The 26747-nt window shown below is 29.1% G+C and carries 22 protein-coding genes and 1 pseudogene; 10 read left to right on the top strand and 13 right to left on the bottom strand.

The genetic code is table 11. The features are described from left to right. The first annotated feature begins 117 nt into the window (after positions 1 to 117). The 4 genes and pseudogenes from CLPUN_RS11250 (at position 118) to CLPUN_RS29625 (ending at position 5199) form a co-directional block, all read left to right on the top strand. Positions 118 to 1599 (top strand): amino acid permease, encoded by a 1482-nt coding sequence (locus CLPUN_RS11250; protein WP_077847368.1) that lies wholly within the window; start codon positions 118 to 120, stop codon positions 1597 to 1599. A gap of 369 nt (positions 1600 to 1968) precedes the next feature. Further along, a pseudogene (locus CLPUN_RS11245) lies at positions 1969 to 2301 on the top strand (NUDIX domain-containing protein); the annotation flags it as partial. Between the two features lie 160 nt (positions 2302 to 2461). Beyond that, positions 2462 to 4726 carry an SPFH domain-containing protein gene (locus CLPUN_RS11240; RefSeq protein WP_077847367.1) on the top strand — a complete coding sequence of 755 codons (2265 nt, stop codon included), beginning with the start codon at positions 2462 to 2464 and terminating at the stop codon, positions 4724 to 4726. Further along, positions 4714 to 5199 carry a leucine-rich repeat protein gene (locus tag CLPUN_RS29625; protein WP_423237294.1) on the top strand — a complete coding sequence of 162 codons (486 nt, stop codon included), beginning with the start codon at positions 4714 to 4716 and terminating at the stop codon, positions 5197 to 5199. Before CLPUN_RS11240 ends, CLPUN_RS29625 begins: the two co-directional genes overlap by 13 nt. A 268-nt stretch (positions 5200 to 5467) precedes the next feature. Here CLPUN_RS29625 and CLPUN_RS11230 read toward each other — a convergent pair whose 3' ends face one another. Next, entirely contained in the window at positions 5468 to 6463 is a 996-nt protein-coding gene (locus tag CLPUN_RS11230) for an asparaginase (protein ID WP_077847366.1), read from the bottom strand. Positions 6464 to 6778: 315 nt separating this feature from the next. On the opposite strand from CLPUN_RS11230, the gene CLPUN_RS11225 reads away from it, so the two are divergent. Continuing rightward, the gene (locus CLPUN_RS11225) at positions 6779 to 7357 is read left to right on the top strand and encodes a hypothetical protein (RefSeq protein ID WP_158078753.1); all 579 of its coding nucleotides are present in this window, start codon (positions 6779 to 6781) and stop codon (positions 7355 to 7357) included. A 133-nt stretch (positions 7358 to 7490) separates the two neighbouring features. Here CLPUN_RS11225 and CLPUN_RS11220 read toward each other — a convergent pair whose 3' ends face one another. Further along, a complete protein-coding gene (locus CLPUN_RS11220; RefSeq protein WP_077847364.1) occupies positions 7491 to 8609 on the bottom strand; it encodes a PrsW family glutamic-type intramembrane protease in 1119 nt (372 codons plus the stop codon). A 196-nt stretch (positions 8610 to 8805) separates the two neighbouring features. Here CLPUN_RS11220 and pknB point away from each other — a divergent pair, with 196 nt between their 5' ends. Continuing rightward, the gene (gene pknB / locus CLPUN_RS11215) at positions 8806 to 10269 is read left to right on the top strand and encodes a Stk1 family PASTA domain-containing Ser/Thr kinase (RefSeq protein ID WP_077847363.1); all 1464 of its coding nucleotides are present in this window, start codon (positions 8806 to 8808) and stop codon (positions 10267 to 10269) included. 721 nt (positions 10270 to 10990) lie between these two features. Here pknB and CLPUN_RS11205 read toward each other — a convergent pair. The 6 genes from CLPUN_RS11205 to CLPUN_RS27640 all read right to left on the bottom strand — a co-directional run bounded on the left by CLPUN_RS11205 (position 10991) and on the right by CLPUN_RS27640 (position 17849). After that, on the bottom strand, positions 10991 to 12118 hold the full coding sequence (locus CLPUN_RS11205) for a DUF3810 domain-containing protein (protein ID WP_242954113.1): 1128 nt from the start codon (positions 12116 to 12118) through the stop codon (positions 10991 to 10993). A gap of 311 nt (positions 12119 to 12429) precedes the next feature. Then, entirely contained in the window at positions 12430 to 13167 is a 738-nt protein-coding gene (locus CLPUN_RS11200) for a tetratricopeptide repeat protein (RefSeq protein ID WP_077847361.1), read from the bottom strand. A gap of 554 nt (positions 13168 to 13721) precedes the next feature. After that, entirely contained in the window at positions 13722 to 14687 is a 966-nt protein-coding gene (locus tag CLPUN_RS11195; protein ID WP_077847360.1) for a CsxC family protein, read from the bottom strand. Between the two features lie 329 nt (positions 14688 to 15016). Continuing rightward, on the bottom strand, positions 15017 to 15808 hold the full coding sequence (locus CLPUN_RS11190) for a CsxC family protein (protein ID WP_077847359.1): 792 nt from the start codon (positions 15806 to 15808) through the stop codon (positions 15017 to 15019). Positions 15809 to 16798: 990 nt separating this feature from the next. Further along, positions 16799 to 17590 carry a CsxC family protein gene (locus tag CLPUN_RS11185; protein ID WP_077847395.1) on the bottom strand — a complete coding sequence of 264 codons (792 nt, stop codon included), beginning with the start codon at positions 17588 to 17590 and terminating at the stop codon, positions 16799 to 16801. 94 nt (positions 17591 to 17684) lie between these two features. Continuing rightward, positions 17685 to 17849, bottom strand: coding sequence for a hypothetical protein (locus tag CLPUN_RS27640; protein WP_158078752.1), 165 nt, complete (start codon positions 17847 to 17849; stop codon positions 17685 to 17687). A 163-nt stretch (positions 17850 to 18012) separates the two neighbouring features. Here CLPUN_RS27640 and CLPUN_RS28695 point away from each other — a divergent pair, with 163 nt between their 5' ends. From CLPUN_RS28695 to CLPUN_RS28685, 3 genes are all read left to right on the top strand, one after another. Then, positions 18013 to 18264 (top strand): hypothetical protein, encoded by a 252-nt coding sequence (locus CLPUN_RS28695; RefSeq protein WP_242954112.1) that lies wholly within the window; start codon positions 18013 to 18015, stop codon positions 18262 to 18264. Between the two features lie 87 nt (positions 18265 to 18351). Next, on the top strand, positions 18352 to 18498 hold the full coding sequence (locus CLPUN_RS28690; RefSeq protein ID WP_242954111.1) for a hypothetical protein: 147 nt from the start codon (positions 18352 to 18354) through the stop codon (positions 18496 to 18498). A gap of 67 nt (positions 18499 to 18565) precedes the next feature. Next, entirely contained in the window at positions 18566 to 18790 is a 225-nt protein-coding gene (locus tag CLPUN_RS28685) for a hypothetical protein (protein WP_242954110.1), read from the top strand. A gap of 7 nt (positions 18791 to 18797) precedes the next feature. On the opposite strand, the gene CLPUN_RS11175 is transcribed toward CLPUN_RS28685, so the two are convergent. Together CLPUN_RS11175 and CLPUN_RS11170 are read right to left on the bottom strand one after the other, a co-directional pair. Beyond that, positions 18798 to 20156, bottom strand: coding sequence for an MATE family efflux transporter (locus CLPUN_RS11175; RefSeq protein ID WP_077847358.1), 1359 nt, complete (start codon positions 20154 to 20156; stop codon positions 18798 to 18800). A 328-nt stretch (positions 20157 to 20484) separates the two neighbouring features. Then, positions 20485 to 21111, bottom strand: a complete 627-nt coding sequence (locus CLPUN_RS11170; RefSeq protein ID WP_242954109.1) for a GNAT family protein — start codon at positions 21109 to 21111, stop codon at positions 20485 to 20487. A 175-nt stretch (positions 21112 to 21286) separates the two neighbouring features. Between CLPUN_RS11170 and CLPUN_RS11165 the strand changes: the two genes are divergently transcribed. Then, a complete protein-coding gene (locus CLPUN_RS11165; RefSeq protein WP_077847357.1) occupies positions 21287 to 22129 on the top strand; it encodes an MBL fold metallo-hydrolase in 843 nt (280 codons plus the stop codon). A 320-nt stretch (positions 22130 to 22449) separates the two neighbouring features. Here the strand turns inward: CLPUN_RS11165 and CLPUN_RS11160 are convergent, their stop codons facing one another. Genes CLPUN_RS11160 through CLPUN_RS11150 form a run of 3 tightly spaced genes read right to left on the bottom strand, consistent with a single transcriptional unit; the run spans position 22450 to position 26472 of the window. Beyond that, complete coding sequence (locus CLPUN_RS11160; RefSeq protein WP_077847356.1) at positions 22450 to 23580, bottom strand: SGNH/GDSL hydrolase family protein; 1131 nt, start codon at positions 23578 to 23580, stop codon at positions 22450 to 22452. Between the two features lie 57 nt (positions 23581 to 23637). After that, positions 23638 to 25494 (bottom strand): ABC transporter ATP-binding protein, encoded by a 1857-nt coding sequence (locus tag CLPUN_RS11155; RefSeq protein ID WP_242954108.1) that lies wholly within the window; start codon positions 25492 to 25494, stop codon positions 23638 to 23640. A gap of 39 nt (positions 25495 to 25533) precedes the next feature. Continuing rightward, complete coding sequence (locus tag CLPUN_RS11150) at positions 25534 to 26472, bottom strand: glycoside hydrolase family 113 (protein WP_077847392.1); 939 nt, start codon at positions 26470 to 26472, stop codon at positions 25534 to 25536. Between the last annotated feature and the right edge of the window lie 275 nt (positions 26473 to 26747).

The following is a 26747-nucleotide window of genomic DNA, read 5'->3' as shown; positions in this document are numbered from 1 at the left end:
ATATTTCGTATTTTATGTCATGAATATGCTTTCATGGCATTTTTTTATTGGTTAAATCTTTATATTATCTTAGTTAATTACTTATGGAATTTTAAAACCATAAGGAGGATAAATAAAATGAGTGAAAAAAATCACGAGTTAAAAAGAGGTTTAAAAGCAAGACATTTAAACATGATTGCTTTAGGAGGTTCTATTGGTACAGGTATATTTGTTGCAATGGGTGATACTCTAGGACAAGCCGGTCCTGGAGGTGCATTATTAGCCTATGGACTTGTAGGTATTATGGTATATTTCTTAATTACAAGTCTTGGAGAAATGGCAACTCATATGCCAATTTCAGGTTCGTTCAGTTCTTATGCAACTAAATTTATTGACCCAGCTCTAGGCTTTGCCCTTGGGTGGAATTATTGGTATAACTGGGCTATTACAATAGCAGCAGAACTGGTTGCTGGTTCTTTAATAATGAAGTATTGGTTACCTGATGTTAGTGGTTTCGTTTGGAGCGTATTATTTTTAGCACTAATAGTAGGATTAAATATTTTATCATCAAAAGCATACGGTGAATCAGAATACTGGTTTGCTGGAATAAAAGTAGTTACTGTTCTTGTATTTTTAGTAATTGGTGTTTTAATGATTTTAGGTATAATGGGTGGCGAAAATGTAGGCTTCCACAATTATGTCATAGAGGATGGACCTTTCCATGGTGGTATAAAATCTATCTTTGCTATATTCTTAATTGCAGGTTTCTCATTCCAAGGAACTGAACTTATAGGAATCGCTGCTGGTGAAAGTGAAAAACCAGAAGAAACTATTCCAAAAGCTATAAAATCAATTTTTTGGAGAATATTAATATTTTATTTAGGTACAATAATTGTTTTAGGTGCTATAATTCCATTTACTAGTGCAACTGTTGATACAAGCCCATTTACAATGGTATTTGAAAGAGCTGGTGTTGCTGGTGCTGCTTCATTAATGAACGCCATTATATTAACTTCAGTATTATCTGCTGGAAATTCTGGTATGTATGCATCAAGCAGAATGTTATTTTCTATGGCTAAAGATGGCATGGCTCCAAAGATATTTGCAAACACTAATAAAAGAGGTGTTCCTGTAAATTCTGTAATTGCAACTACTATAATTGCTTCTGCCTGTTTCTTAACTGGTCTTTATGCAGAAAGTACAGTTTATGTTTGGTTAATTGCTGCATCTGGACTTGCTGGATTTATAGCTTGGGTAGGTATAGCATTATGTCATTATAGATTCAGAAAAGCCTTTGTTTATCAAGGTAAGGATGCATCTGCTTTAAAATATAAAGCTCTATTCTATCCTTTTGGACCTATACTCGCATTACTAATGTGTACAGTCATAATAATAGGTCAAGGTTATTCTTGTATAAAACCTGAAGGAATTGACTGGCAAGGTTTAATTGCTTCTTATATAGGAATTCCATTATTTATTGCATTATATGTAGGCTATAAAGTAAAACATAAAACTAAAATTGTTCCTTTAAGTGAAGTTGATTTAAGCTTCTCTGAAGACATTTCAAGTAGCACTGATAATGATATTGATGGAGAACTTGACTTACCAGAATTAAATTAGTTATAAAGACAGTAGTGAATTTTGTATAAAAAATTTATTACTGTCTTTTTTTGTATGTTATAGGTGTGTATCAAATGGAAAAAGTACAATATGTATTATGAACTCATATGGCAAGTTATTAGAATATTATATGAAAACTTGCAATTAAATACAATTATAATACAATATATGTATGTATTAATACAAAATAGTAAAGTATTTCTCATTATAGATTTTAATTTTATTTAAGTAAGGAGATAAAAAATGAGCAAGTGTGAAAAAACCATAGTAACAGTTTTGGGTATGGTTTACGATGGTAATAAAATATTACTTCAAGACAGAGTTAAAAAAGATTGGTGTGGATTTACGTTTCCATGAGGACATGTTGAAAAAGAAGAATCATTCGTTCAAGCAATTATTCGTAAAATATATGAAGAAACAGGATTAACTATAAGAGAACCTAGATTATGCGGAGTAAAGCAATTTCAAACAGATGAAGATGAACGATATATTGTATTCTTATTTAAGACAGATAAATTTAAAGGAACTTTAACCTCGTCTGATGAAGGAGAAATGAAATGGATTGATAGAGATTCATTAAAAGATTATATGTTAGTAAATGATTTTATGGATTTATTAAAAGTTTTTGACTCAGATTGTTATAGTGAATTCATGTATGAAGGTAACAAATCAGATGATGATTGGTTAATTAGATTATATTAATAATCATAAAAATCCCATTACAAAGCAACTTTATAATCATATTTCATTATATACAAAAATAAATATTTATTACAGTATTTACATTTGAGTATAAAAGGAATAGTATTACTAAATAATATAAAATTCTTATATTAACTCAATAAATTTTGGAGGTAAAATTATGAATTCAACAACCATATCAATCCTAATTTTCGCAGGCCTTGGACTTGCAGGATTATTTTTACTACTGTACGGGATAGGATTCACTAGTATTGGAACTGATGAAGTAGGTATAGTTGAAAAATGGTGGAGTTTAAAAGGTTCTGTTCCATCAGATGGTCTTATTGCCTTAAAGGGTGAAGCCGGCTATCAACCTGAAGTACTTAGAGCTGGAGTACATTTTAAGACACCATTTAAATATAAAGTAAAAAAAGTAAGGCTAGTTACTATTCCTCAAGGTCAAATAGGTTATGTCTTTGCAAGATCTGGAGAAAGCCTTGCTGATGGACAAACTCTTGGAAGAGTCGTTAATGAAAGTAAATCTTTTCAAGATGTGGTTGCCTTTTTAAACAATAACGGCCAAAAAGGTCCTCAAAGACAAATTCTTCGTGAAGGTACTTATGCTTTTAATTTAGCTCAATTTATAATTATTACAAAAGATAAAGTTCATTCAATATTTACTTCAAAAGATGAATCAGCACAAATAGAAACTATGAGAAGTGATTTACTTAAAGTAAATGGATTTCTACCTGTAGTAATATCAAGCTCAAAAAATCTTGAAGAAGATGAATTAGGGAATTCCTTAAGAACTAAAGACACAATTGGAATTGTTACTGTAAATGAAGGGCCTACTCCTGATAATGGAGCCATTATTGCTCCCATAGTTGGTGAAGGTATAACGAACGAATTTTACCATAATAACTTCCAAGAACCAGAAAAATTCCTAGCTGCTAATGGTCGAAAAGGTAAGCAAATGCAAGTATTAACAGATGGTATTTATTTTATAAATAGATTATTCGCAAATGTTGATATAGTTCCCAAAAGTATAATAGATATTGGATATGTTGGTGTAGTTGTAAGTTATTTTGGCGATAAAGGCGAAGATGTATCTGGATCTAGCTACTCACATGGAGAACTTGTTGAGCAAGGCAAGAAAGGTATTTGGAAAGAATCCATGATGCCAGGTAAATATCCATTCAATACTTATGCAGGAAAGATTGTTCCAGTCCCTACTACCAATGTTATATTGAAATGGATTAGCGGCCAATCAGGAGATCATAAATTAGATGATAACTTAAAAGAAATAAGCCTTATAACTAAGGATGCCTTTGAACCAAATTTACCACTTACTGTAGTCTTTAATATTGACTATAGAAAGGCCTCTTCAGTAATTCAAAGATTTGGTGATATTAAAATGCTTATTGAACAATCACTTGATCCTATGATAGCAGGGTATTTTAAAAATATAGGTCAAACTAAGACCTTAATTGAATTGGTTCAAGATAGAAGCTCTATTCAAGAACAAGCTTCAGCAGAAATGAAAGAAAAATTCAAATTATATGACTTAGAGTTACAAGAAGTATTAATTGGTACCCCGGCGGCTTCTACAGCAGATAAGAGAATTGAGCTAATACTAGCACAATTAAGGGACAGGCAGGTTGCTTTAGAAGAAATTAAAACCAATGAAGCTAAACAAAAATCAGCTGAAAAGCAAAGAGAATTAAATGAAGCAATTGCAAAAAGTGCAGCTCAAGCAGCTCTTACACAATCAAGTATTGATATAGAAGTTGCAGATAACAAAGGTAAATCTGAATTAAAATTAGCTGAACAATTAGCGTTGAAAACACAAAAACTCGCTGAAGCTGATAAATATAAAAGAACACAAGAAGCAGATGCTTCAAGATATACAAAAGAAGCTGAAGCTGCTGCTAATGCTAAGGCTACCGAACTAAATGCAGAAGCTAATGCTAAACAAGTACAATTACAAGCCGGTGCTGAAGCCTTCAAACTTGAAAAAGTTGGTACCGCACAAGCATTAAATATTAAAGCTGTTGCAGAAGCTACTGCTGAACAAGAAACAAAGGTTGGTATTGCAAAAGGTACTGCTGCTAAAGCTTTAGTTGATGCCTATGGAGGACCAGAGCTGCAAGTACAACAAAGTGTCTTAACAGCCTTTGCAGAAGCTCTTAAGATAAGTAAATCTCCTCTTGTTCCACAAACAGTAATTATGGGAGGAAGTGATGGAAAAGCCCCTAATGCAATGGAAGGCATTTTAAGCATGATTTTAGCTAATATGACTAGCACAAATGGTTCCGTAGTAAGTTCCTTGGCAAATATGAATAATACTGAAGAGCCAGCTGCAAATGCTAAAGAAGAAATTATCCTTCCAACAAACCAAGAAACTAATTTAAACACTACCATAAATTCTAAAGAATTAGAAAAATAGTCGTTCTAAAGGAAATTGATGGTATTAAAATAAATCAAATCTACGCTAAAGCATTTTATACTTGTACTAATTTAAAAAGTATAACAATTCAAAATAATATTACCCATATTAGCATATCTGCATTTGATGGTTGCAAGAATTTAGAAAATATAATTGTAAATGATGATAATACTAAGTACTCAAGTGTTAATAGAATATTATTAAATAAAACAAAAACTGAATTAATAAGATGCCTTGAAGGAAAAAAAGATAGCGATTATGCAATTCCAGATAGTGTTATTACCTTAGAGTGGTATGCATTTGAAGATTGTTATAGTTTACCAAGCATATCAATCCCAAATAATGTAAAAGGCATAAACAAAGATTCCTTTGAAAAAAAATCTAACACAATATTATATGTAAATATCGAGGAAATGAAACAAGATTTAATTCTAGGTGGTATAGATACCAACAAAATAATAGTAAACTCCTAATCAGAAATATTAACAAAAAGACACCTTTTCACTGGTGTCTTTTCCTTTAGCTAAATTATCAATAAAATTTTTTGTTGTATTTATCCGATAGCTAGCATCCGTAACACTCCCTCGCACTTGCGAACGCAATTATACCAAATTAAAAATATCTGCTTTCTTCTTCAAGTGAGAGATAACCGTTGCACGTTCCTAAATTAGGTGCCCTTGAGGGTATAAGTTCAACTAAGGTTCAGATGGATATTAAACTCCGCCTGAATCAAGTTTCACTTTATGATATAGTTATTTCTCCTACAAAACTTGCACTAAATATTTCTTTAATTTTCTCAGTATCATTTGTTTTTCCGAGTGCCCACATAAGCTTAGTAACTGCTGCTTCTGTAGTCATATCATATCCTTGAAGTACTCCTTTTTCTAATGCTAATTTTCCAGTTTCATAAATTGAAAAATCACTGCGTTCATAAAGGCATTGACTGCATACAACTACACTAATTCCCTTTTCAACTATTTTTTCTAATTTAGATATTAAATCTCTTCTAATAAAATGTAATCCCCCTGCACCAAATGCTTCTATTACTATTCCTCTATAATTCATATTAAGGAGCATATCAAATATTTCTGGATTAAGTCCAGGAGTCAGTTTTATTAAAAATATATCTTTACATATATAATCTTGAAGTTTAAATACTCCACTTACTGGTTTTATAACCTCATGATTTATATGCAAGCCAGCTGAATCTATAATTGCAGCATAAGGAGAATTTACACTTTCAAAGGCATCAAATCCTGTAGTTCTAACCTTTACAGCACGACTTCCTAAAATAACCTTACGATTAAAAGCTAAAAATACTCCTGCAACGCCACTAGCTGCCATGGCAAAAGCACATCGTAAATTTTCAATTCCATCTGTTAAAGGATTAATAAGCGGTAATTGTGAACCTGTTATAACTACAGGAATTGGAACATTTCTTAGCATAAAAGAAAGAGCTGATGATGTATATGCCATAGTATCAGTTCCATGTGTAACTACTATTCCATCATACTCTTCACAATTGTCAAATATGCTATTAGCAATTAGCTTCCATTCTTCTGGCTGTATATTAGAACTATCAAGCTGAAGAATATCTTTTGTTGTAATATTGTAATTTGAAGCAATTCCACCAATTAAAGATAAAATGCTATCACTTTGAATGGCTGGTGCAAGACCATTTTCAGTAGGAGCAGATGCAATAGTTCCTCCTGTGCTTAAAAGTAATATGTTTTTCATAAAATTAATCATCACTTTCTGTTAAAATATTTTTCTTATAACTATAATATCATATAAAAAGTTTATTATTTATAATTTTTCTTTAATTTCTTGTTTCTATTGTATTTTTTCTTTTTCATCTAATACTTTTACCTATTTATTTCAATTTTATCTTGAAATAAGTTATGTTTCTTTATAAAAACAAGTTTTTCAAAAATTACTCATGTAACACTCTTAACTTCTAATCATAATATAAAATTAATAAGGTTTATAGCCATAATAAATACAAGGCGCTTTTCAATGCACGATAATCAAATTTTCTACTGTCCTTATTGCATGGATCAAAACTTTTGTCCTTTCTTTAATGATCAAATTAGAGGTTATGAGAACTATGACGAAATGAGAAATTTTAACAATTATGAAGGTAATAATGAAATTGAAGATCTTAACTTATTTTATAATCAATATTACTTAGATTACAATAGAGCTTCTGAACAAGATATCAATAGAATATTGAACTTGCTTAGTAATAATCAGCCTCAGCTATTTAATGCATTTCAAGGGATAATAGAAAATTACTTTAGAACAATTATTGCCTTTACTTTGGACAATAGTCAAGGATATACAGGAAATATAAATCAAAGAGTTAACAATATTTTTAATGCATTTAGAAGAAGATATAATTCAATTTTTGTAGCTCTAAGTAATTCTGGTATTCCTAACAATGTAATTAATCGAACATTTAGATCCATAATAGAATTTACACTCAGAAATATTTCTAAGCCTCCTGTTCCAACTCCTACACCAGGCAGTCAATGGAGTAGATGGGATGGTGTTTTAAATTTTTCTCCTGCTGTTTCTTGGAGATCTAATAGAACTGACGTATTTGTAAAAGGTACAAATAATGCTTTGTGACACATTTGGCGAGATTAGTGGAAACATTAATTTTTATACTTCAAAATTTTATATTTCAACGTGCAATAAATAAAGCAGAGATTTCCTTAAAATCAGAAAATTTCTGCTTTATAATTTTTAAACACTCAAACAACTATATAGTTTTTATTCTAGAAATTTGTTTTAACCCTGAACTAATTAATATTAGTATAATAATCCAAGCAATTATAGTTAATATTCCTTGAGCAAAAGGAAGTTCGCTACTGTTACTTATTGGCATATCCCAAATTGCATGTAATCCAATTGTTAGAATAAAATATTTTAGAAATTTAATATCCTTAAAATGATTGATTTTTAATCTATCATCTTCCTTTACCATTGCTAATGCTGCTCCAGACATAGCTGTCCAGACAATGTGACCTCCAAATGCTAAAGCGCCTCTAGTATATATTATTCTCATCAATATTGGAATTTGTAATCCATAAGCAAATTCATATCCAGCTGTTTCAAAAACTGCAAATCCTGCACCAACTGCTGCACCTAGTAGAAGTCCATTTAAAATATATTTTCTCTTACTTCCTCGTAAAAAATATGCAGCTACAACAAACTTTGCAGATTCTTCAATAACGCCTATCATAATTGCACCAACATAATCTACTTCTCCTACAAAAATTATACGACTGAATATCATTGTTAAAAGTAAAGAAGATACCCCTCCCCAAAAAAATATTTTAATTACATCAAAAATATTAATATTTCTTGGCGCATTTAATTCCCAAAAGAAAACAAGTAATGAAAAAGGAACTGTCAAAGCACCTATAAATATAATTCCTGGATATGCTAATATATTTTCAAAAATTCTTAATAAAGCTACCAATCCAAGAAACGTCATTGCAAATAAGGCAAATACTCTTGAATATAACCAAGGCTTTGGCCATTTTGAGCAAATTTCACCTTCTTTAGGTGCTGTTTTTACTGTCCCACAAATAAAAGTATTTTCTCTTTCTTCCAAAGTATGTTTCTTAAATACATTTACTACCAAATCAAATAATCTTAAACTTAATTGGTCACTGCTCCTATTTTCTCCATTTGAATTATTTGTACAGCCACAGGATTTATCTTCAGCTTGTGCCGCCACCATTCCTTGAGAGTTTTCATCCTCTTTAGAATTATTTTTATTATCATCAAACTTAAAACCACACACACTGCAAAAATTTGAATTACTAAAAACCTTTTGGCTGCAATTGGGGCAATGCTTTATATTTTCTTCCATATATTTTTCCTCCTTAATTAGCTTTAACTATTTTCCCCAATTTTCTTTTTGTAATTCAAATTTTATATTTGCCAGTCCAATTTATATGATGACAAAAAAATTTATTTTTTTGTAAACTATAAATCTTTTCCACTTTAATGTAGATATTTATATATGATATAATACATATATTACTGTTTTTTATAGGGGGACATCTATGATAGGGACATTACTTTTAAACAGATATAAGTTATTAGAAAAAATTGGTGAAGGTGGCATGGGAATTGTTTATAAAGCAAAATGCACTTTGTTAAATAGATTTGTAGCTGTTAAAATATTAAAAGCAGAATTAAGTGATGATGAAGATTTTATCACTAGGTTTAAAAGAGAAGCTAATTCAATTGCAAGTTTGTCACATACAAACATAGTTAATGTTTATGATGTTGGTTCAGAAAACAATATTAATTTCATAGTTATGGAGTATATTAATGGAAAAACATTAAAGCAGTTAATAAAGGAAAATGTTAGACTTAATTCTTTAAAGACTGTAAATATAGCTTTGCAAATAGCTAAAGCACTGCAATATGCTCACAAAAATAATATAATTCATCGTGATATAAAACCAGATAATATTTTAATCACAGAAGAGAATATAGTTAAGCTGACAGATTTTGGAATAGCAAAAGTTGCAGATGCAGGAACCCTAACTAATTCTAATAAGATTATAGGTTCTGTACATTACTTTTCTCCAGAGCAAGCCAAAGGAAAGTTTGTGGATTGTAGAACTGATATATATGCCTTAGGTATTGTGATGTACGAACTGATTACTGGGCAAGTACCTTTTAACGGAGAAACTTCCATTTCTGTAGCTATTATGCATATTCAAGAGCCTGTTATTCCACCCATTAAAGTCATTACAGATATACCTGAAAATATAAATACAATAATTTTAAAGACCTTGGAGAAAGAACCTACAAACAGATTTCAAACAGCTAAGGAACTTACCAAAGTTTTAAAGGCACTAAAGAAGAATTCTAATTTAGAAGTTAACTTTAATGATAAGACAATATATGCTACAACAGTTATGATGATGAAGCCCGATGTAACATTATGTGATACACAAATTGATTCCACAGTTGTTATTAATAAAGAAACAATCCCAGAAACCATAATAATTAAAAATAACAGAGAAAGTTTATCTAATAATAGTATCATCAAAAATAAAAAGATACTATTAACAGTTGGATTAATTATTTTGGCTATAATTATTGGTATTTTAGGGAAATATATTTCTAAAGATTCTTCTGCAGATGCAGATAAAAAAATAACCTCTGCCGAAAACACTGTTCCAGAAAAAAATGCAACATTACCGAAAGCAGAAGAAAAAAAACTTGTACCTTCACTTATTGGCAAAACTCAAGAGATGGCTGAAAGCGTTATAGTTGATAATGGATTTTTGCTCGGCAATATCACAACTGAATATAGTGATGATTTTTCAAAGGGCTTAGTTATTCGTCAATCACCTATAGTGGATACTTCTTATGATAAAAATGGAAAAATAGATTTAGTTATAAGCCAAGGACAAAAGATTACCCAGGTTGCACCACAAACCAGGGGAAACGGTAACGGTAACGGAAAAGATAAAGAAGACAAAAATAAAAAATCAAAAAGCAATAAATAATCCAATATAATTTGAATCATCTTGTACGTAAATTTTCTTATAAATTTATACAATATAACTTGTGAGTTTGTATTATTAATAATGTTGTATTGCTATATTTTAATATATAGCAATACTAATACTCAACTTTAATTTTCAATTACATTTACACAAAGTTTTTTAATGTCTACTTATCTTGCAATAAAGCCTTTAAATCACAATATCGGAAAAACTAGCTTCAATTCACATACCGCATAAGTTCTAGGTTATCCAATCTTAATTTAACATTGGATTCCATTCCTAAAACTCCGCAATTCATTTTGTAAGTAGTTTTAGTTTACATCTGCAATTTCCTCAAAGCCACCCATGCCACTTACCATTGGACTTGCAACAGCTAGTGGTCAAAGCATCGGATCACTTAATGGTTCATCGCTTGACAACACATAACTGGACAAACTATTTGAGCTGCTAGCTGTACCTGGTAGATTTGTTCCTGAGTTATTATTACCTGTATAATGATCATTTAAATCTGCCGCAGCATTTATTTATACCAATTTTTTTTAATGCTTCTACAGCTTCATTTGCAGCTTTAATTCCACTGAAATAACTTTCTATCTTCATAAAATATACCTCCATTTTAGTTAATTAGTTAAAGGTATTTTTTCACTACGTTTCAATTATTATTCATAAGTATGAAATTTACTACTGTGCATTCTTGATGCTTTGTAACTTGTATATATCCCTATTGAAATTGTTCTTTATATCCTGAAATAAGTAATTTAACAACAGAATTATAACTTTTTATTCCCTCTTCTTGACCTGTTGCTTTTAATAATTTATCGTATGCTTCATTATGCATCTTAGATATTTTTCCCCTATAATTATTCCAATACAAAGCATCATTTTTTAATTCTTTTTTTACATTTTCCGATAGTTCATTATTAATTTTTTTAAATACTTCCAAATTAGAATCATATAAATCATTCATGCAATAAGAATATGCCATTAAATATCCGCTATATTGATATTCATAATTTTTAGAATTAATACAAGCTAAAAAACTTATATAATTTGCTTCATCCTCATTATTAAAACCTCTTACATGACTTAATTCATGGCAAATTGTGCTTGGAATATTAATAGGAGGCATATGATTATTATAGTTAGCTTCAATTGTAAAATCTGTTTCACCTTCCAATAATTGATATGACATTATTTCTGAAAAAATATATGGTTTAGGATTTGGATAAAAACCTTGTAAACTAGGATAAATTATTCCTAAACATTTCATACTATCTATTCCTTCTTGCTTTACATTCTCATCCAATTTCAAAAATCCATATTCATTCTTTTCTATTTTTCCATCTAATTCATTAAGCTTTTCCTTTAGATTCTCACAAAGCTCAATTAACTTTTCTTCCGAACTAGCCTTCATCTTTAATCCTGTAAGTGTAACAAAATCTGATTTAAAAGAATTTACTCCCAAAGTTATCATATTTAAAAATACAAATATTGATATATACATAAAAAAATTAACTGCAGATCTTGTTATTATTTTCTTAACTGAGAGCTTTTTAGTTAAACCTAAGTATATATACATTATTATTCTAATAAAAATAAATATTATAAATACATATAAAATCATCTCATATATAGAAAAAGGAATTAAAGAAAATCCTCGTGCAATTGTATTTAATAAAGTTATATAAATATATTTATAATAAAGGTTAGCAAAATTATCTATATATTGTGCCACAATAAATAGAATCGCACTGATTCCAAGTAATACTCCACTTATTGCTAGTTTATTTTTAATTGATAATTGTTTTTCTCTTACCTCTATCTCCCTCATCTTTATTATACCTTTCATTTTTTATCGTATTTCTATTAATTATTTTTTCATAATGCTATAGTAACATTTTTTATTTCTGAATTCTATCGTAAAGAAAACTACCAATATTTTTTATATCAGCAGTTTGTTATTTTGATATGATTTCTTCAGCATAAAAAATGCTCCCTTTTATGGTAGATAGTTTTCTTATTTTAACTGTCTACCATAGAGAGAGCATATCACAATTAGTGCAACGGCGCCTAATGTTAAAATTATTATAGAACATTTACAAAAATAGTTGACAACTTTTTTTGTAAAGCTAATTTAGTTTAACTTTATCTATTTAAAAATTAAAATCCTGCTTGTTCAGATTTCGCACCTTCTGCCTTCATTTGTTCTATTGCCTCTAAATACACAGTATTATCTTGTGCAATTTTAGCTGCTTGTTCATAACAGTATAATGCTTTATTTAGATCTTCTAAATGACAATAGCAAGCTGCTAATTTATTTATTAAATCGCAATTTTTTCTGTAAATTTTTAGTGACATTTTATAATATCTTGCTGCTGTTTTATAATTAAGGCTATATTTATCTCTTTCAGTAAATTCTACTATATTTTCTCTATTTAAATATATGTTTCCTATACATTCGTAAGCTACACCTATTAAAGGTAAATGAGCTTCCTTTTCTTTATCTGAAAGACCCTTTTCACCTTTTCTAAGATGCTTTAATGCATTTTCAACATCATTTAATTCCGCATATGAAAGTCCCATATATATATGAGCTAAAGAGTCATCTGAACCTGTATTAGACACATATATTTCAAATGCCTCAACTGCTTCTTTAATTTTATTCGCATTTCTATTGATTAAGCCTTTTACAAAATATGAATAATAATTTTTTTCATTAAATTCTAATGCCTTTTCAACAAAGTACATTGCTTTATCTATTTTTCCTTTCTTAAGATCTCCTAATGCAAGGTCGCTTAAAACTGCTGACAATTGTCTCTCATTTGTTATTGTGCCACCTTTTACATTTATTTTGTTTTCAGTTAAGAATTGATTTATCTTATCTTGCACGTTCTCCATTTTGTTCCTCACCTTTACTTTAATATTGTCTACTTTTTAACTTATTTTGATATTAATAGTTAACACCCATAATATGATATCACTTCTTCAAAAAGAAGATATTTATAACACATATCTGTTGAAAACCTAATATAAAGTTTATTATATATAAGTTCTAATTAATTTTCTACAGTAAAACTATATACAGTAATAGAAGTATGTGTAGTCTGTTTATTAGAATATATATTTCTTCATATAATAAATTTACTTACATTTTATCTTAACATAAAAATCAAAGTTAGAAAATAATTCTTATAAAATCTTCACAATAAATAATCTAAAAATTAGTTTTTTTGATTCTCAAAAATTTTTTAACTACGGTAAAATGAAAAAAGATGCTTTAGATTTTCAAGCTGTAGCTGGCAATAAAGAAGCTAAAGAAAGTTTAATGTATAAACTAGTTATATAATAAATGGTAAAAGTTGTTTAATGGGATAGTATATAGTTTTATATAAAAACGAAACTTTTTACTATCCCATAATATTTTAAGAACAATTAAATTTCTGCATGAAATTTTATAGTTTTATTGCTGTAACTCTTACCTGCTGTTTCTGTAATACTTTTAATGTTAAATTTACTACTGCTTTTTCTGTGAGTTGAGTAAACATTAGTTCTATAGGAATTGTACCACTCAAGGTTGGGCCTGTGTGAATATCAACTTCAGCAATATCCGCTCTTACTAATTCAGTAAAAGGTTTATCATTAAAGAATTTGGTGACGAAAGAACTCTGATCGCAAGAATTATGTCCAATCACTGGATCTGAGCAAACATTACAACCTTGAAGCCCATCTGCAAAAAATTCTAATTCACTTGGAGTCGTATTCTCAACAAAAATCGGTGATCTAAGGAAAGTAATTCTTGTAGTTAAATTAAAAGGTACTTCAACTGTACAGTGTCTTATATCTCCACAAACATTTGGAGTTCCAGCTATAGTACAAGTTTGAGTTGCATACTCAATATTCTTTCTTATAAAACCTGCTATAAATATTATTCCAGTACCAAGTGGATCATCTTGACAAAATGAAACAATACGGGATTCGGTTAAAAATACGTTATTTTTAATTCGTTTAATTTCCATAACTGCTTCATCTAATGTGATAGTCGCTTCGACAAGAATCATTGTATTTGTTTCTGCCAATACAACTGGAATCTTAACAAATACAGGTCCAGGTGTAATAACAGTAGGAGTTACAGAAATTTGTTCAGTTAGTGATTCTACTTGATCAGTAGCAATTTCACATGAATCAACACTTTCACGACAAGCTTCTACATACTCAGAAACATTTGTATTTTCTTTATTTAATCCTTCATTATCATTATTAATTTCTAAAGAACCATAGGCATTGTTTTTTATGTTATTGTCATTTATCTTATTATCTTCTATACTATCAGTTTTAATATTATCTTCTTCTAAGAATTCTTCATACTGTTTTCTCTTAATTGGATTATAATATTGTCTTGAATAGTATATTCTTATCATAACTTCTCCTCCACTTAAGAATTTAATAAATTTAAGTATATAAGCTTCCATAAAATCAATTCAATTACAATATCGATTTTAAATTATTAGCTTTATATTGTTTTTTTATTTTTTAATATCAATTGAAGATAGGTTATATTAGTATATTGATTTTCTAGTAATAATTACAGTTTGTTCTATCTTATACACCAATATTTATCTTCTCCTAAAAACAGACCTAAAACCTATCTTCGTAAGCTTTAGGTCTGCACCATAGTAATTAATTTGTAATTCAGCAAACGTACTTTATATTTAATCTTTAATTAAATCTCTAGATTTAAATTTTTTTATTATACTATTGCTGTAACTCTTACTTGTTGTTTTTGTAATACTTTTAGTGTTAAATTTACTACTACTTTTTCTGTAAGTTTAGTAAACTTTTGTTCTGTAGGAGTTTTGCAGCTGGAAGTTGTATTTGTGTTAATATCAATTTCAGTAATATCTGCTCTTACTAATTCAGTAAAAGGTTTTTCATTGAAAAATTCTGTGTCGAAAGAACTACGATCGCAAGGATTACGTCCGATTACTGGATCTGAACACACATCGCAACCTTGAAGTTTATCTGTAAAAAATTCTAATTCACTTGTAATTCTATTTTCAATAAAAATCGGTGGTCTAAGGAAAGTAATTCTTGTAGTGAAATTAAAAGGCACTTCAACTGTACAGTGTCTTATATCTCCACAAACATTTGAAGTTCTGGCTGTAGTACAAGTTTGAGTTGCAAACTCAATATTCTTTCTTATAAAACCTTCTATAAATAGTATTCCAGTCCCAAATCGCCCATCTTGAGAAAATGGAATAATACGGGATTGAGTTAAAAATACATTCTTTTTAATTCGTTTAATTTCTATAGCTTCTTGGTCCAATTTGATAGTAGCTTCAACAGGAATAGTTATATTTGTCTCTGCCAATACAACTGGAATCTTAACAAATACAGGTCCAGGTGCAATAACAATAGGAGTTACAGCAACTTGTTCAGTTAGTGATTCTACTTGAGATTTAACGATAGCACAAGGCTCAGCACTTTCACGAGAATAATCTACACTCTTAGAATAATTTGTATTTTCTTTATAATCATTCATTAATAATGTTCCCTCCATTTTATCTAATGTTAATGATTTCTAATATATATACTATACAAACTTCTCCTTTTTTGTGCACTGATAAATGATTTAATTTATCATAATTTGATGACTGTTTTGTACAAATCCTCTCTTTCATCAATAATCAAGCCATTCTTATTCTTTAACATAATTAAATATTTCTTCTAAAGATATATTGTAATCTTTAGAAAAAACACTGGATTTCTTTTATCATTATTATCAATTGTCTCTGTAAAATTGTTGTTTCTCATTTTATCTTGAAGTACATGTGCTTTTAAATATGTACTTTCTATCAGCTATCTAGTTACATTATATCTATAACTTTTCATACTACAGATATAAAGACTACATATTATTGACCTATTGTCGCAGATAGTTTCTGCGTTTATTTCTGTTATATGCTCTTTTAATAGAAATGTCTAGTTTGGGACAAGAAGAAGGTGTAGTAGTAATGCTACAGGTAGATCAGACATGCTAGATTTGATAGACATATAGAATGCGCTTATTACTCCATAATTTTAGCTGGACATGAGAAAAAGGAAAGAAGTTATCTTAAGAAAAATAATAAGAGCTATTTAACAGGACAGTATATAGTTCTATATAAAAGCAAAACTATATACTGTCCCATAATATTTGAAGAACAATTAAATTTTTGCTTAGAAATTATTTTCTTAACTTAACTGTTATAAATTCACATCTAAAAACTTTATATTTTGAAATTTTATCTTTTTATTAATATAAATACTTAATTTCATTTCTATCTTATTAGAATTATTGACACTAAAACCCAGAAAATTGTCTGAGTTTTTAATTTTAAATAATTTTAAATAACATGAAATTACATAAAAAATCTTCATATAATATATTTAACTTCTTTATTGCTAAATAGCTCTTCTATCTCCTTTATAAAAAATTGCTTTATTTCATATTGTTTTTTTATATTTTAACATCAATTTAGGATAGGTTATATTAGCATATTGCTGTAACTCTTACCTGTTGTTTTTGTAATACTTTTAGTGTTAAATTTACTACTACTTTTTCTGTAAGTTTAGTAAACTTTTGTTCTGTAGGAGTTTTGCAACTGGAAGTTGTATTTGTGTTAATATCAATTTCAGTAATATCTGCTCTTACTAATTCAGTAAAAGGTTTTTCATTAAAGAATTCAGTAACAAAAGAACTACGATCGCAAGGATTACGTCCAATCACTGGATCTGAACAAACATCGCAGCCTTGAAGTTCATCTGTAAAAAATTCTAATTCACTTGGAGTAGTATTTTCAATAAAAATCGGTGGTCTAAGGAAAGTAATTCTTGTAGTGAAATTAAAAGGTACTTCAACTGTACAGTGTCTTATATCTCCACAAATATTTGGAGTTCTGGCTGTAGTACAAGTTTGAGTTGCAAACTCAATATTCTTTCTTATAAAACCTTCTATAAATAGTATTCCAGTCCCAAATCGCCCATCTTGAGAAAATGGAATAATACGGGATTGAGTTAAAAATACATTCTTTTTAATTCGTTTAATTTCTATAGCTGCTTGGTCCAATTTGATAGTAGCTTCAACAGGAATAGTTATATTTGTCTCTGCCAATACAACTGGAATCTTAACAAATACAGGTCCAGGTTCAATAACAGTAGGATTTACAGCAACTTGTTCAGTTAGTGATTCTACTTGAGATTTAACGATAGCACAACGCTCAACACTTTCACGAGAATATTCTGCACTCTTAGAACAATTTGTATTTCCTTTATCGTCACTCATTATAATGTTCCCTCCATTTTTTCTAATGTGAATGCTTTGTAATATATTATATACAAACTTCTCCTTTTTGTGCGCTGATAAATGATTTAATTTATCATAATTTGGTGACTGTTTTTGTACAAATCCTCTCTTTAAGCCATCCTTCTTCTTCAACATAATTAAATATTTCTTCCAAAGATATATTGTAATATTTAACAGAAACTGTTGAATTTCTTTTATAATTACTAACAATTGTCTCTATAAAATTGTTGTTTCTCATTTTATATTGAAGTACTAGTGTTTTTTTATATCTGCTTCCTACAGCTCTCTAATTACACTATATCTATAACTTTTCGTACTACAGATATAAAGACTACATATTATTGGTCTATTTCCGTGGATAGTTCCTGCACTTATTTCTGTTATATGCTCTTTTAACAGAAATGTCTGATTTAGGACAAGAAGAAAGTATAATAGTAATTGGTACTATAAATAAATTAGATATGCTAGATAAGGCTCTTTTAAGATTAGTTAGATTTTATAGATATATTGAAGTATCGCTTTCAGATATTACTGCTAGAGAAAAAATTCTATTTTTATATTTAAAAAATAAGCCTTATGAAAATTTTCATATAAAAAATATTGAAAAAAACTATATACTTCTCAGGCGCAAAATTAAAAAGTTTAATAAATGAAAGTGCTATTTTAGCTCATAAATGATAATAATAATTCTATCACTTCCGCTCATACAAAAAGTGAATACTCCATAACTTTAGCTGTACATGAAAAAGAAAGAAGTTATCTTAAAGCCTCTTACTGCATATCATGAGTCGGGACATGGATTAATTGGTATATTGCTACTTCCACAGGACAAGCTTTATAAGACGACAATTATACCAACTATTAAAGTCCTGAAGGTTATACATTAACTATTCTTGAGGATACTAGCTACCATATAAAAAAAATAAAATCAAAATTTCACTTTTAGGTAGAGCTTTGGAAAAAATTATCTTTAGAAAAGATAAAATTTCTACTGAAGCAAATGAAAATATTTCTCAATCTACTGATATTGCAACTGAATATGATATGGGGCAAGCATTAAGATTTATAAAACTTTCAATTGCTTATTACCTATATAGTAGCTATGTAAATTATGTTATTGAAGAATGTTTAAATAATAATTTCCTGTTTATAAAATATAAGACTATGTATTTGTATTAGTTTCATATTAAGAATCTGATCTTTTTAGATATTCATTATTTATTTTCTTGAAAGTAACATAGTATGCAATAATGAGTGGAACACATGCCCCCAACCAAGCTAAAGGATTAGATAAACATACTCCTAAAAATCCTAATGGCCTTGATAATATAATTGCCGCAAATGATCTCATAATTAATTCCATTATTCCTGCTACTGTTGGAATAAAACTTTGACCTAACCCTTGAAGTGTATATCTATATATAAAAAGCAATGAAAGTAGGAAATAAAATATTCCATTAGAAGTTAAATAAGTTTGTGATAATGAAATAACTTCTTTTTGATCATATCCAACAAACATTCCTGTAAGAAAATGCCCTGCAAATATATTTATAAGTCCTACTACAATACTAAATGCAACTGATATAATAGCACATTGCTTCACACCTTGTCTTATTCTATCGATTTTTTTAGCTCCAAAATTTTGAGCTGTATAAGTCGCCATTGTTATGCCAAAAGACATCATAGGCTGAATTGCAATACTGTCAATTTTTTGAGCTGCTGTATATGCAGCTACAGCGGTTGCTCCAAGGCTATTAAGTGAAAATTGAAGTATAATAGCTCCAATTGCTATTATAGATGCTTGAAAACCCATTGGTAGTGAAATATTTATATGATCTAAGAAAACTTCTTTTGATATTTTCAAATCACTCTTTTTTAATCTGAGTATTGGTAAATTTCTTTTTATGTGCCACATACATAATAAAGCCGAAACTCCTTGCGCTATAACAGTTGCACATGCTGCTCCTGTAACTCCCATCTTAAATATTAAAATAAAAGCAAACTCTAGAACTACATTTAAAATACACGCCCATATTAAATATATTAGAGGTGTTCTACTATCTCCTAAGCCACGAATAATATTTGAAAAAAAATTAAAAAACATAGATGTTATTATTCCAAGGAATATAACAAATACAAAACGATACGCATCATCTATAATTTCTGGTGGTGTATTCATTAATACTAATATAGGTCTAGCAAAAATTGTACTTATAATTGTAAGAACTATAGTTACTATCATACTAATTATTATACCAGCAACGTAACTTTCTTTAACACCCTTTGTATCCTCTGCGCCAAATTTCTGTGCTGTAATAATTGAAAGACCTGCTGTTAAACCTTGAGCAAATCCTAAAATCAAAAACATTATACTCCCCGTGCAGCCAACAGCTGCTAAAGCATTAACACCTATCGTTCGTCCAACAATAAATGTATCAGCTATACTATAAAACTGCTGAAAAATATTCCCTATTAATAAAGGAATAGTAAACAGCAATATTAACTTAGCCGGATTCCCTTTTGTTAAATTTCTAGTGACAGTCATTAAAATTTTTCCTCCTTATTAAAAATATCTCCAAGTTTTATTTATTAAATAGCTAACGTGTTACATTAACCTTAATAAGACTATTACACTTTCTTCTCTTCTTTAACATGTTAATTACTATTTAATACAAGACAAAATATGTAAATTCATAAAATAATTTAGTAGCTATTCTTCTAATTATTTTATCTAAAACAAGATCATCTAAACTTAAAGTACAATACTATAATACTACTTCTAGTTAACTCTAAGTCAAGAGAAATAACGAATTCTAGCAAAATAACCTAATATGTCCCTTACTGTCAATATGCATGTTAGGTCTTAAAAATCTTTATTTAATTTCTTTATAACCGAATTTTACATACTTTGAATAAAATTTACTTGGAATCATTTCTTTATAAATATTTTGCAATTCTTCATAAATAATTGAGTCATATAGCTCAATATTACTTAAACACATAATAGAATAATTAACATTAAATAATTCACATAAAACATTTGTCATTTTCATTCCATTTTTCTTATAAAAATCTATTCTTCTTTTGCGAATTATTTTTTCTGCTTCAGTATAAGCAGCTTTAATATCTTCAACTTCTACTATGATTCCACTATAATTTTTAAAGTTTTCCTTTAAAATACTTAGAAATTTACTTCCAATCCCTTTATTTCTGTATTTTTTACATACTGAATAATAGTCAAGCAGCAAATATGACTTTGAAGTATTAAAAAATGCATAAGCTAATAATTCTTCACTATCATATAAACCATAACATTTATAAATTTTTCTCTTAATAAGCTTTTGTATAGCATCAATTGGCTTTAGTTCTTCTGTAGGGAAATCCACTATCATATGTTTATTATATATAAATTCAACTTCTCCACTACTTAATTGCTTTAAATCCATTTCTATCATCCTATCATTAATTTCTATAATAATATATTTAATTATATCATACATCTTTTATCTTCCCTTCAACCTATTTATGAAAATCATTTTACAAATATAATTATTAATTCTCAATAGTACAATTTAATCACTTATTAAGAATTCAATTAATTATTAAGAGATATAGCAAACTAAGTACTTTATATGATAATATTAAAATTAGTTAATTAGGAAAGGCGATGATCATGTGAAAAGTGGAATTGAATTAATAAATGATATTGATAATTGTGTTTTAGAAAATGGAAATATTGCATTTTGGTGGCTTGGACAATTAGGATATGTTATTAAAATAGGTGAAACAGTTATTTATTTAGATGCATTTTTATATGCAGACTTTCCTAATAGAAACATTCCTCCTTTATTAAAACCAGAAGAAATCAAAAATGCAGATTTTATAATTGGTACTCATGATCATGATGACCATATAGATAGAAAAGTTTGGCATCAACTATCACTTAGTTCACCAAATGCAAAGTTTATAGTTCCCAAGCTACTTGTTGATAATCTTTCGAATAGCTTAAACATTCCAAGAAATCGTTTTATAGGTCTTGATGATGGTTTATCTATCTCAGAAAAAGGATTAAAAATAACTGGGATTCCATCCGCTCATGAATTTTTAGATCAAGATCCTGACTCTGGATGTTATCCATATTTAGGATATGTCATTGAAGGCAACGGATGTACCCTTTACCATTCAGGTGATACCTGCTTATATGAAGATATTTATTCCAACTTAAAGAAATGGAATAAGTTTGATGTCATGTTTATTCCCATAAACGGCAGAGATGGAAAAAGGTATCGTGAAAACTTCATAGGAAATATTACATATCAAGAGGCGGTAGATCTAGCAGGTTCTATTAAACCAAAACTTGTTGTTCCTGGTCACTATGAAATGTTTAGCAATAATAGTGAAGACCCATCATTATTTTCAGATTATATTGAAGCAAAATATCCAAACATTAACTACTGGATTGGTGACCATGGGCAAATGGTTAATATTTCTAATTATATCAATACAAAAAGTTTATAAGGAATTTTATTCTTTTGTAAACTACTATTTATTGATCTACTTACAATTTTTACCACCAGAAACCTTTTAACCATTTATTTTCTGTAAAAGCGGCAGCTGTTGAAGCTGCCGTGCCATTTCATTTTGTTATTGATGTTGTGTGACAATCCTATCTATCTATCTATCTATCTATCTATCTATCTATCTATCTATCTATCTATCTCTGCTTATTTGCTTAATTTCACAAAATGTAATTTGTGTTATCTCAAATTTTAATAACTATTTATTGATAGATTTCTTCCCTTTACTCATAGAATTTTCTAATATAGATAAAGTATCTTCTATTTATTTCCTAAGATCTCTTTTAAATATTCAGTTAATGATTTTGCTGCTCTTTCATGTGATAAGATTCCTGGATGACTTCTTGCTCCAACTGTTTCTTCTGTTGTATTTGGAAGTTGGAACACTGAAGTTTTTATATCTCCTGTTTTCTTAATATATTTATCTACTGCTCTATAAATTGCTGGCATCATTGGTATACCAAGCATTCCATATATCCAAACTATATGTGCCTTTTTATTATATCTTCTAATTTTAACAAGAAAATTTAAAACTGACTCTTCAAAGGAATTTAAATCTTCTTCATTAAATGTACCATCTTCATTTAGTCTTTGCTTATAAATTTTTCCGTTCTTTTCATCTTTCCATTCTGGTGAATAAAAAGCTCCTGCATCATTTGTTCCAAGATTGACTACCACAATATCTGGCTGCCAAGACTCAAAATTATTTTCTTTAAAGGCTCCTAATGCCTTATTTTTTTTGCCTGTGAGAAGCCCACAAATTTTTTCATAATATTCAGGAATATTTGAATTTGGATTATTATCCCAGCTTGTGAGTACTCCCCATCCACTTTGAGAAATAATTCTATGTTCTGCATTCATGGCTTCTGATGTCATTGCAGTATAATTGTTCACTCCACTAAACCACATAGAAATCCAATCTTCTTCTTGTTTAGCTCCTATTGCTCCTTCTCCTGAAGTAATGCTGTCACCTATAAATTCAATTTTATATGGCTTTTCTTCAATAGGTAAAAATTGTCCATCAAACTTCACTGCATGTATCTGCATAAGAGTACTAGGATCTTCACTCATAGCTTGCACATCTCTAACCACACGAATATTCTTTACAACGCTTTCATTCATTCCCCTAAATACGCAAAGCCATTGTTTCCCTCCAGTTAACATTTGTCTGCTTACAGGTACAGAATTAATAACTATGCTGATCCAAGGCTCATATATATCATAATCAGACTCTACCTCAATCCAAAGTTCAGATCCCTTAGCATTTAATTCTATACCACTTCCTGTCCAAAACAATGTTAAGGGCGAAAGACACTCCGTTGTTCTACCATGAACCTTTAAATTTTCCATATCAGATAATTTATATACTTTTAGCTTTTCATTTTCTTTCATTATCTTTTCCTCCCTGCATATTTATAATAAAAAACAATCTAACTTAAAACTAGCTAATTACATTTGCAATTTCTTTAAGTTATAAAACTCACCTTTTTTCTCCATAAGCTCATCATAAGTTCCAAACTCTTGTAATCCGCCATTTCCAATAACTGCAATCTTATCTGAATTTTTTATTGTAGACAATCTATGAGCAACTATTAAAGTCGTTCTATCTTTTACCAAATTTTCAATTGATTCTTGTATCTTCTTCTCTGAAACACTATCTAAAGCAGATGTAGCTTCATCAAGAATTAATATTTTAGGATTTCTTACAAATGCTCTTGCTATGGAAATTCTCTGGCGTTGTCCACCAGAAAGATTTTTTCCATGTTCAGTAATTTTTGTATCTAACCCTTCTGGGAGAGACTCTATTAACTCCTCTAAGTTTGCTGCTTTAATTATTTTATTTAATTCTTCCTCTGAAATATCATTTGTTCCATAAATAATATTTTCGCGAATAGTATGAGAAAATAAAATAGCATTTTGAGGCACAACTGCAATATGGGAACGATAACTTTGTAAATTAAAACCTTTAATATCTTGATTATCAATTAAAACTTGTCCTCCTGTAGCTTGAAAAAATCCGATTACAAGATTTAAAATTGTTGACTTTCCAGCTCCTGAAGCTCCAACAAAAGCTATTTTCTCTCCAGGACTTATAGAAAAATTCAAATTTTTCAAAACTGGAATCTTACTGTCCTTATATTTAAAATTAACATCTTTAAATATAATCTCTCCCTTTATATTCTTAAGCTTCTTTTTCTTACGATTATTTTCTACATCATGGCAAAGCAAAATATCTCCAACTGAGGCTACAGATTCTAAACCTTTTGCAATAGTAGGTAATAATGTAATACCTCCAGAAATCTGTGCCACTATAGATCCAAAATAAGTCTGATACAATACAACTTCACCTATTGTAATATATCCCTTAACTGCTATATATCCTGTAAATCCAAGACAAATTATCTGAAAAACTTGAAATGCTACCCAGCTTATAGACGAAAAATATGCTTGAATAAGATCTAGTTTTAATCCCTTCTTAGCTACACTTATCAATTGATTATCTATCTTTTTTGCTTCCTGTTTTTCTAATCCATGCGCTCTTGTAACTGGAATTAATTCTACCATTTCCATTACACGAACAGAAGTTTCTTCCATCTCTTTTCTATAATCACTATTATATCTCTTAATCTTTCCACTAAAAACAGCTATAATAATTACTGCTACAGGTATAGTTGCAATAAAAAATGCAAATACGGTTAAACTCTTAAAAATAACAACTCCTAAAGCTACTACTATATTTAATACAATACCTAAGATAGTTATAAAAACCTGAGATGATAAATTTTCAATCTGCTCTACATCCCGTATAATTTTTGATTGTACTCTTCCTGACTGCATTTCATTATAATATGCAATAGAAAGCTGTTGCAGCTTTTTTACAAGAGAACTTCTAAGGTCTCTTTCCACGCTTCTTATAGTTTTAGCATACAGCACTGTATGTATATAATTAGTTAATATATTTTGAAATACCATAATAAGAATTACAATAATATTAATTATAATTACATGAATTGCATTTGTATCTTTGTCCGTTGCTGCATTAATAATGTTTGCACTTACAATTGGCAGCACCCATACAGGAGAACTTTTCAATAAGAAAAAAATAATTGAAAGGAACAAATTTAAATAATGTCCTTTATATAATCCAACAAAGGTCTTTAAAGTATGATTTTCATTTTGTTTAAAAATTTTTAAAAGTGCTTCTTCTTTTGGTTCTAGTCTATCACTTTCTTTATTTTCTATTTCTGTCACTTTTTCACCACCACATCTATTTTTATTAATTATGACTTTTATACAGCTCATCATATTTCTTTATTAGATACCAGATCACATTTTTTCTCTTAGTTAACCTTCCGTCACCATATCATAATACTTCTTTATAACTTTTTCTGCTGGTTTTCCATATACTTCATAGCCTTTATTACTTTCAGCACTATTTAATGAATACTGCTTACATGACCAATCCCACATTGCAAATCCATATACCCATTTGTGCTTAAGTGAAGCTTCAAACATAGTCTTATACCACTCTGCCTGCTCATTTAAATCAACCCTGCCTTCAACACTCCAGTCATTAGGAACTGCTGAAGAACCTTTCGTAGACATGCAGCCAGCTTCTGCAAAGAAAAATGGCTTATTAAATTTATGAACAACTTCTTCAATACGATCTAATTCCGTCTCCCAATCAGAAAGAGGATAATATCCGCTTGAAGAAATAACATCGATGCAGTCCCACCATTTCACATTATGCTCTTGATATTTATCTGTATTATAAGATACCAGCCCATGATATACCTCTCTAATATCTGAAATTAGCTTACGCCATTCTTTTTCTCTATGCTCTGACATAACCATTTCGCACCCTGCAATAAACATTTCGCAGCCTGTTCTTTCAGCAATACTTGCATAATGTAATTGAAAATTAGTATACGACTCAAACCACTTGCTCCACTTTGGTTCACAATGAACATCTTCATCAAAAAAATTAATATGAGCTCTCCACGTTCCATTTTTACAATTTGCAGTTGGCTTAAGTGCTACTCTAAGACCTATTTTTTTAGCATAAGCTATTATCTCTTCCAATTCTTTATCTGATACAGTTGAGTTAGAAGTATAACAAATCTCTTCTGATTGTGGAGTATCCTGCAAACCATTAGGTACAAATATAACAAAATTAACTCCAACTCTTTCCTTTAAATTGTCCAAACTTTTATAAGCTTCTTTTTTTGTATAACTACCTTTTTTAGCAAAAGGTGCAAATGTAAAACCTTTAATAAAATTCAAAAAAAACATTCCTTTCATTTTTATTTAGCTATATATCCTGCAAATAGAAATCCACATAATCTATACACTTCAAAGTCTATAAACAAATCGTTTTGCAGCATATACACATAATTCCTGATTTAAATTTTAGAAATTCTGCAAGAAAAGTAAATGTACCAAAGGTGAGAATCAAAATTTTACATTTTGGTTTTTGAGCTTTCACCTAGTGACTTTTATATTAATTTAGCAGAACTTCCTTTTTAGATCTTTTATATTGGGAAACATGAACTTTCCTT

It is taken from the genome of Clostridium puniceum (assembly GCF_002006345.1).
Lineage (GTDB): Bacteria > Bacillota > Clostridia > Clostridiales > Clostridiaceae > Clostridium > Clostridium puniceum.
This window is presented reverse-complemented; position numbering and strand designations above follow the sequence as displayed.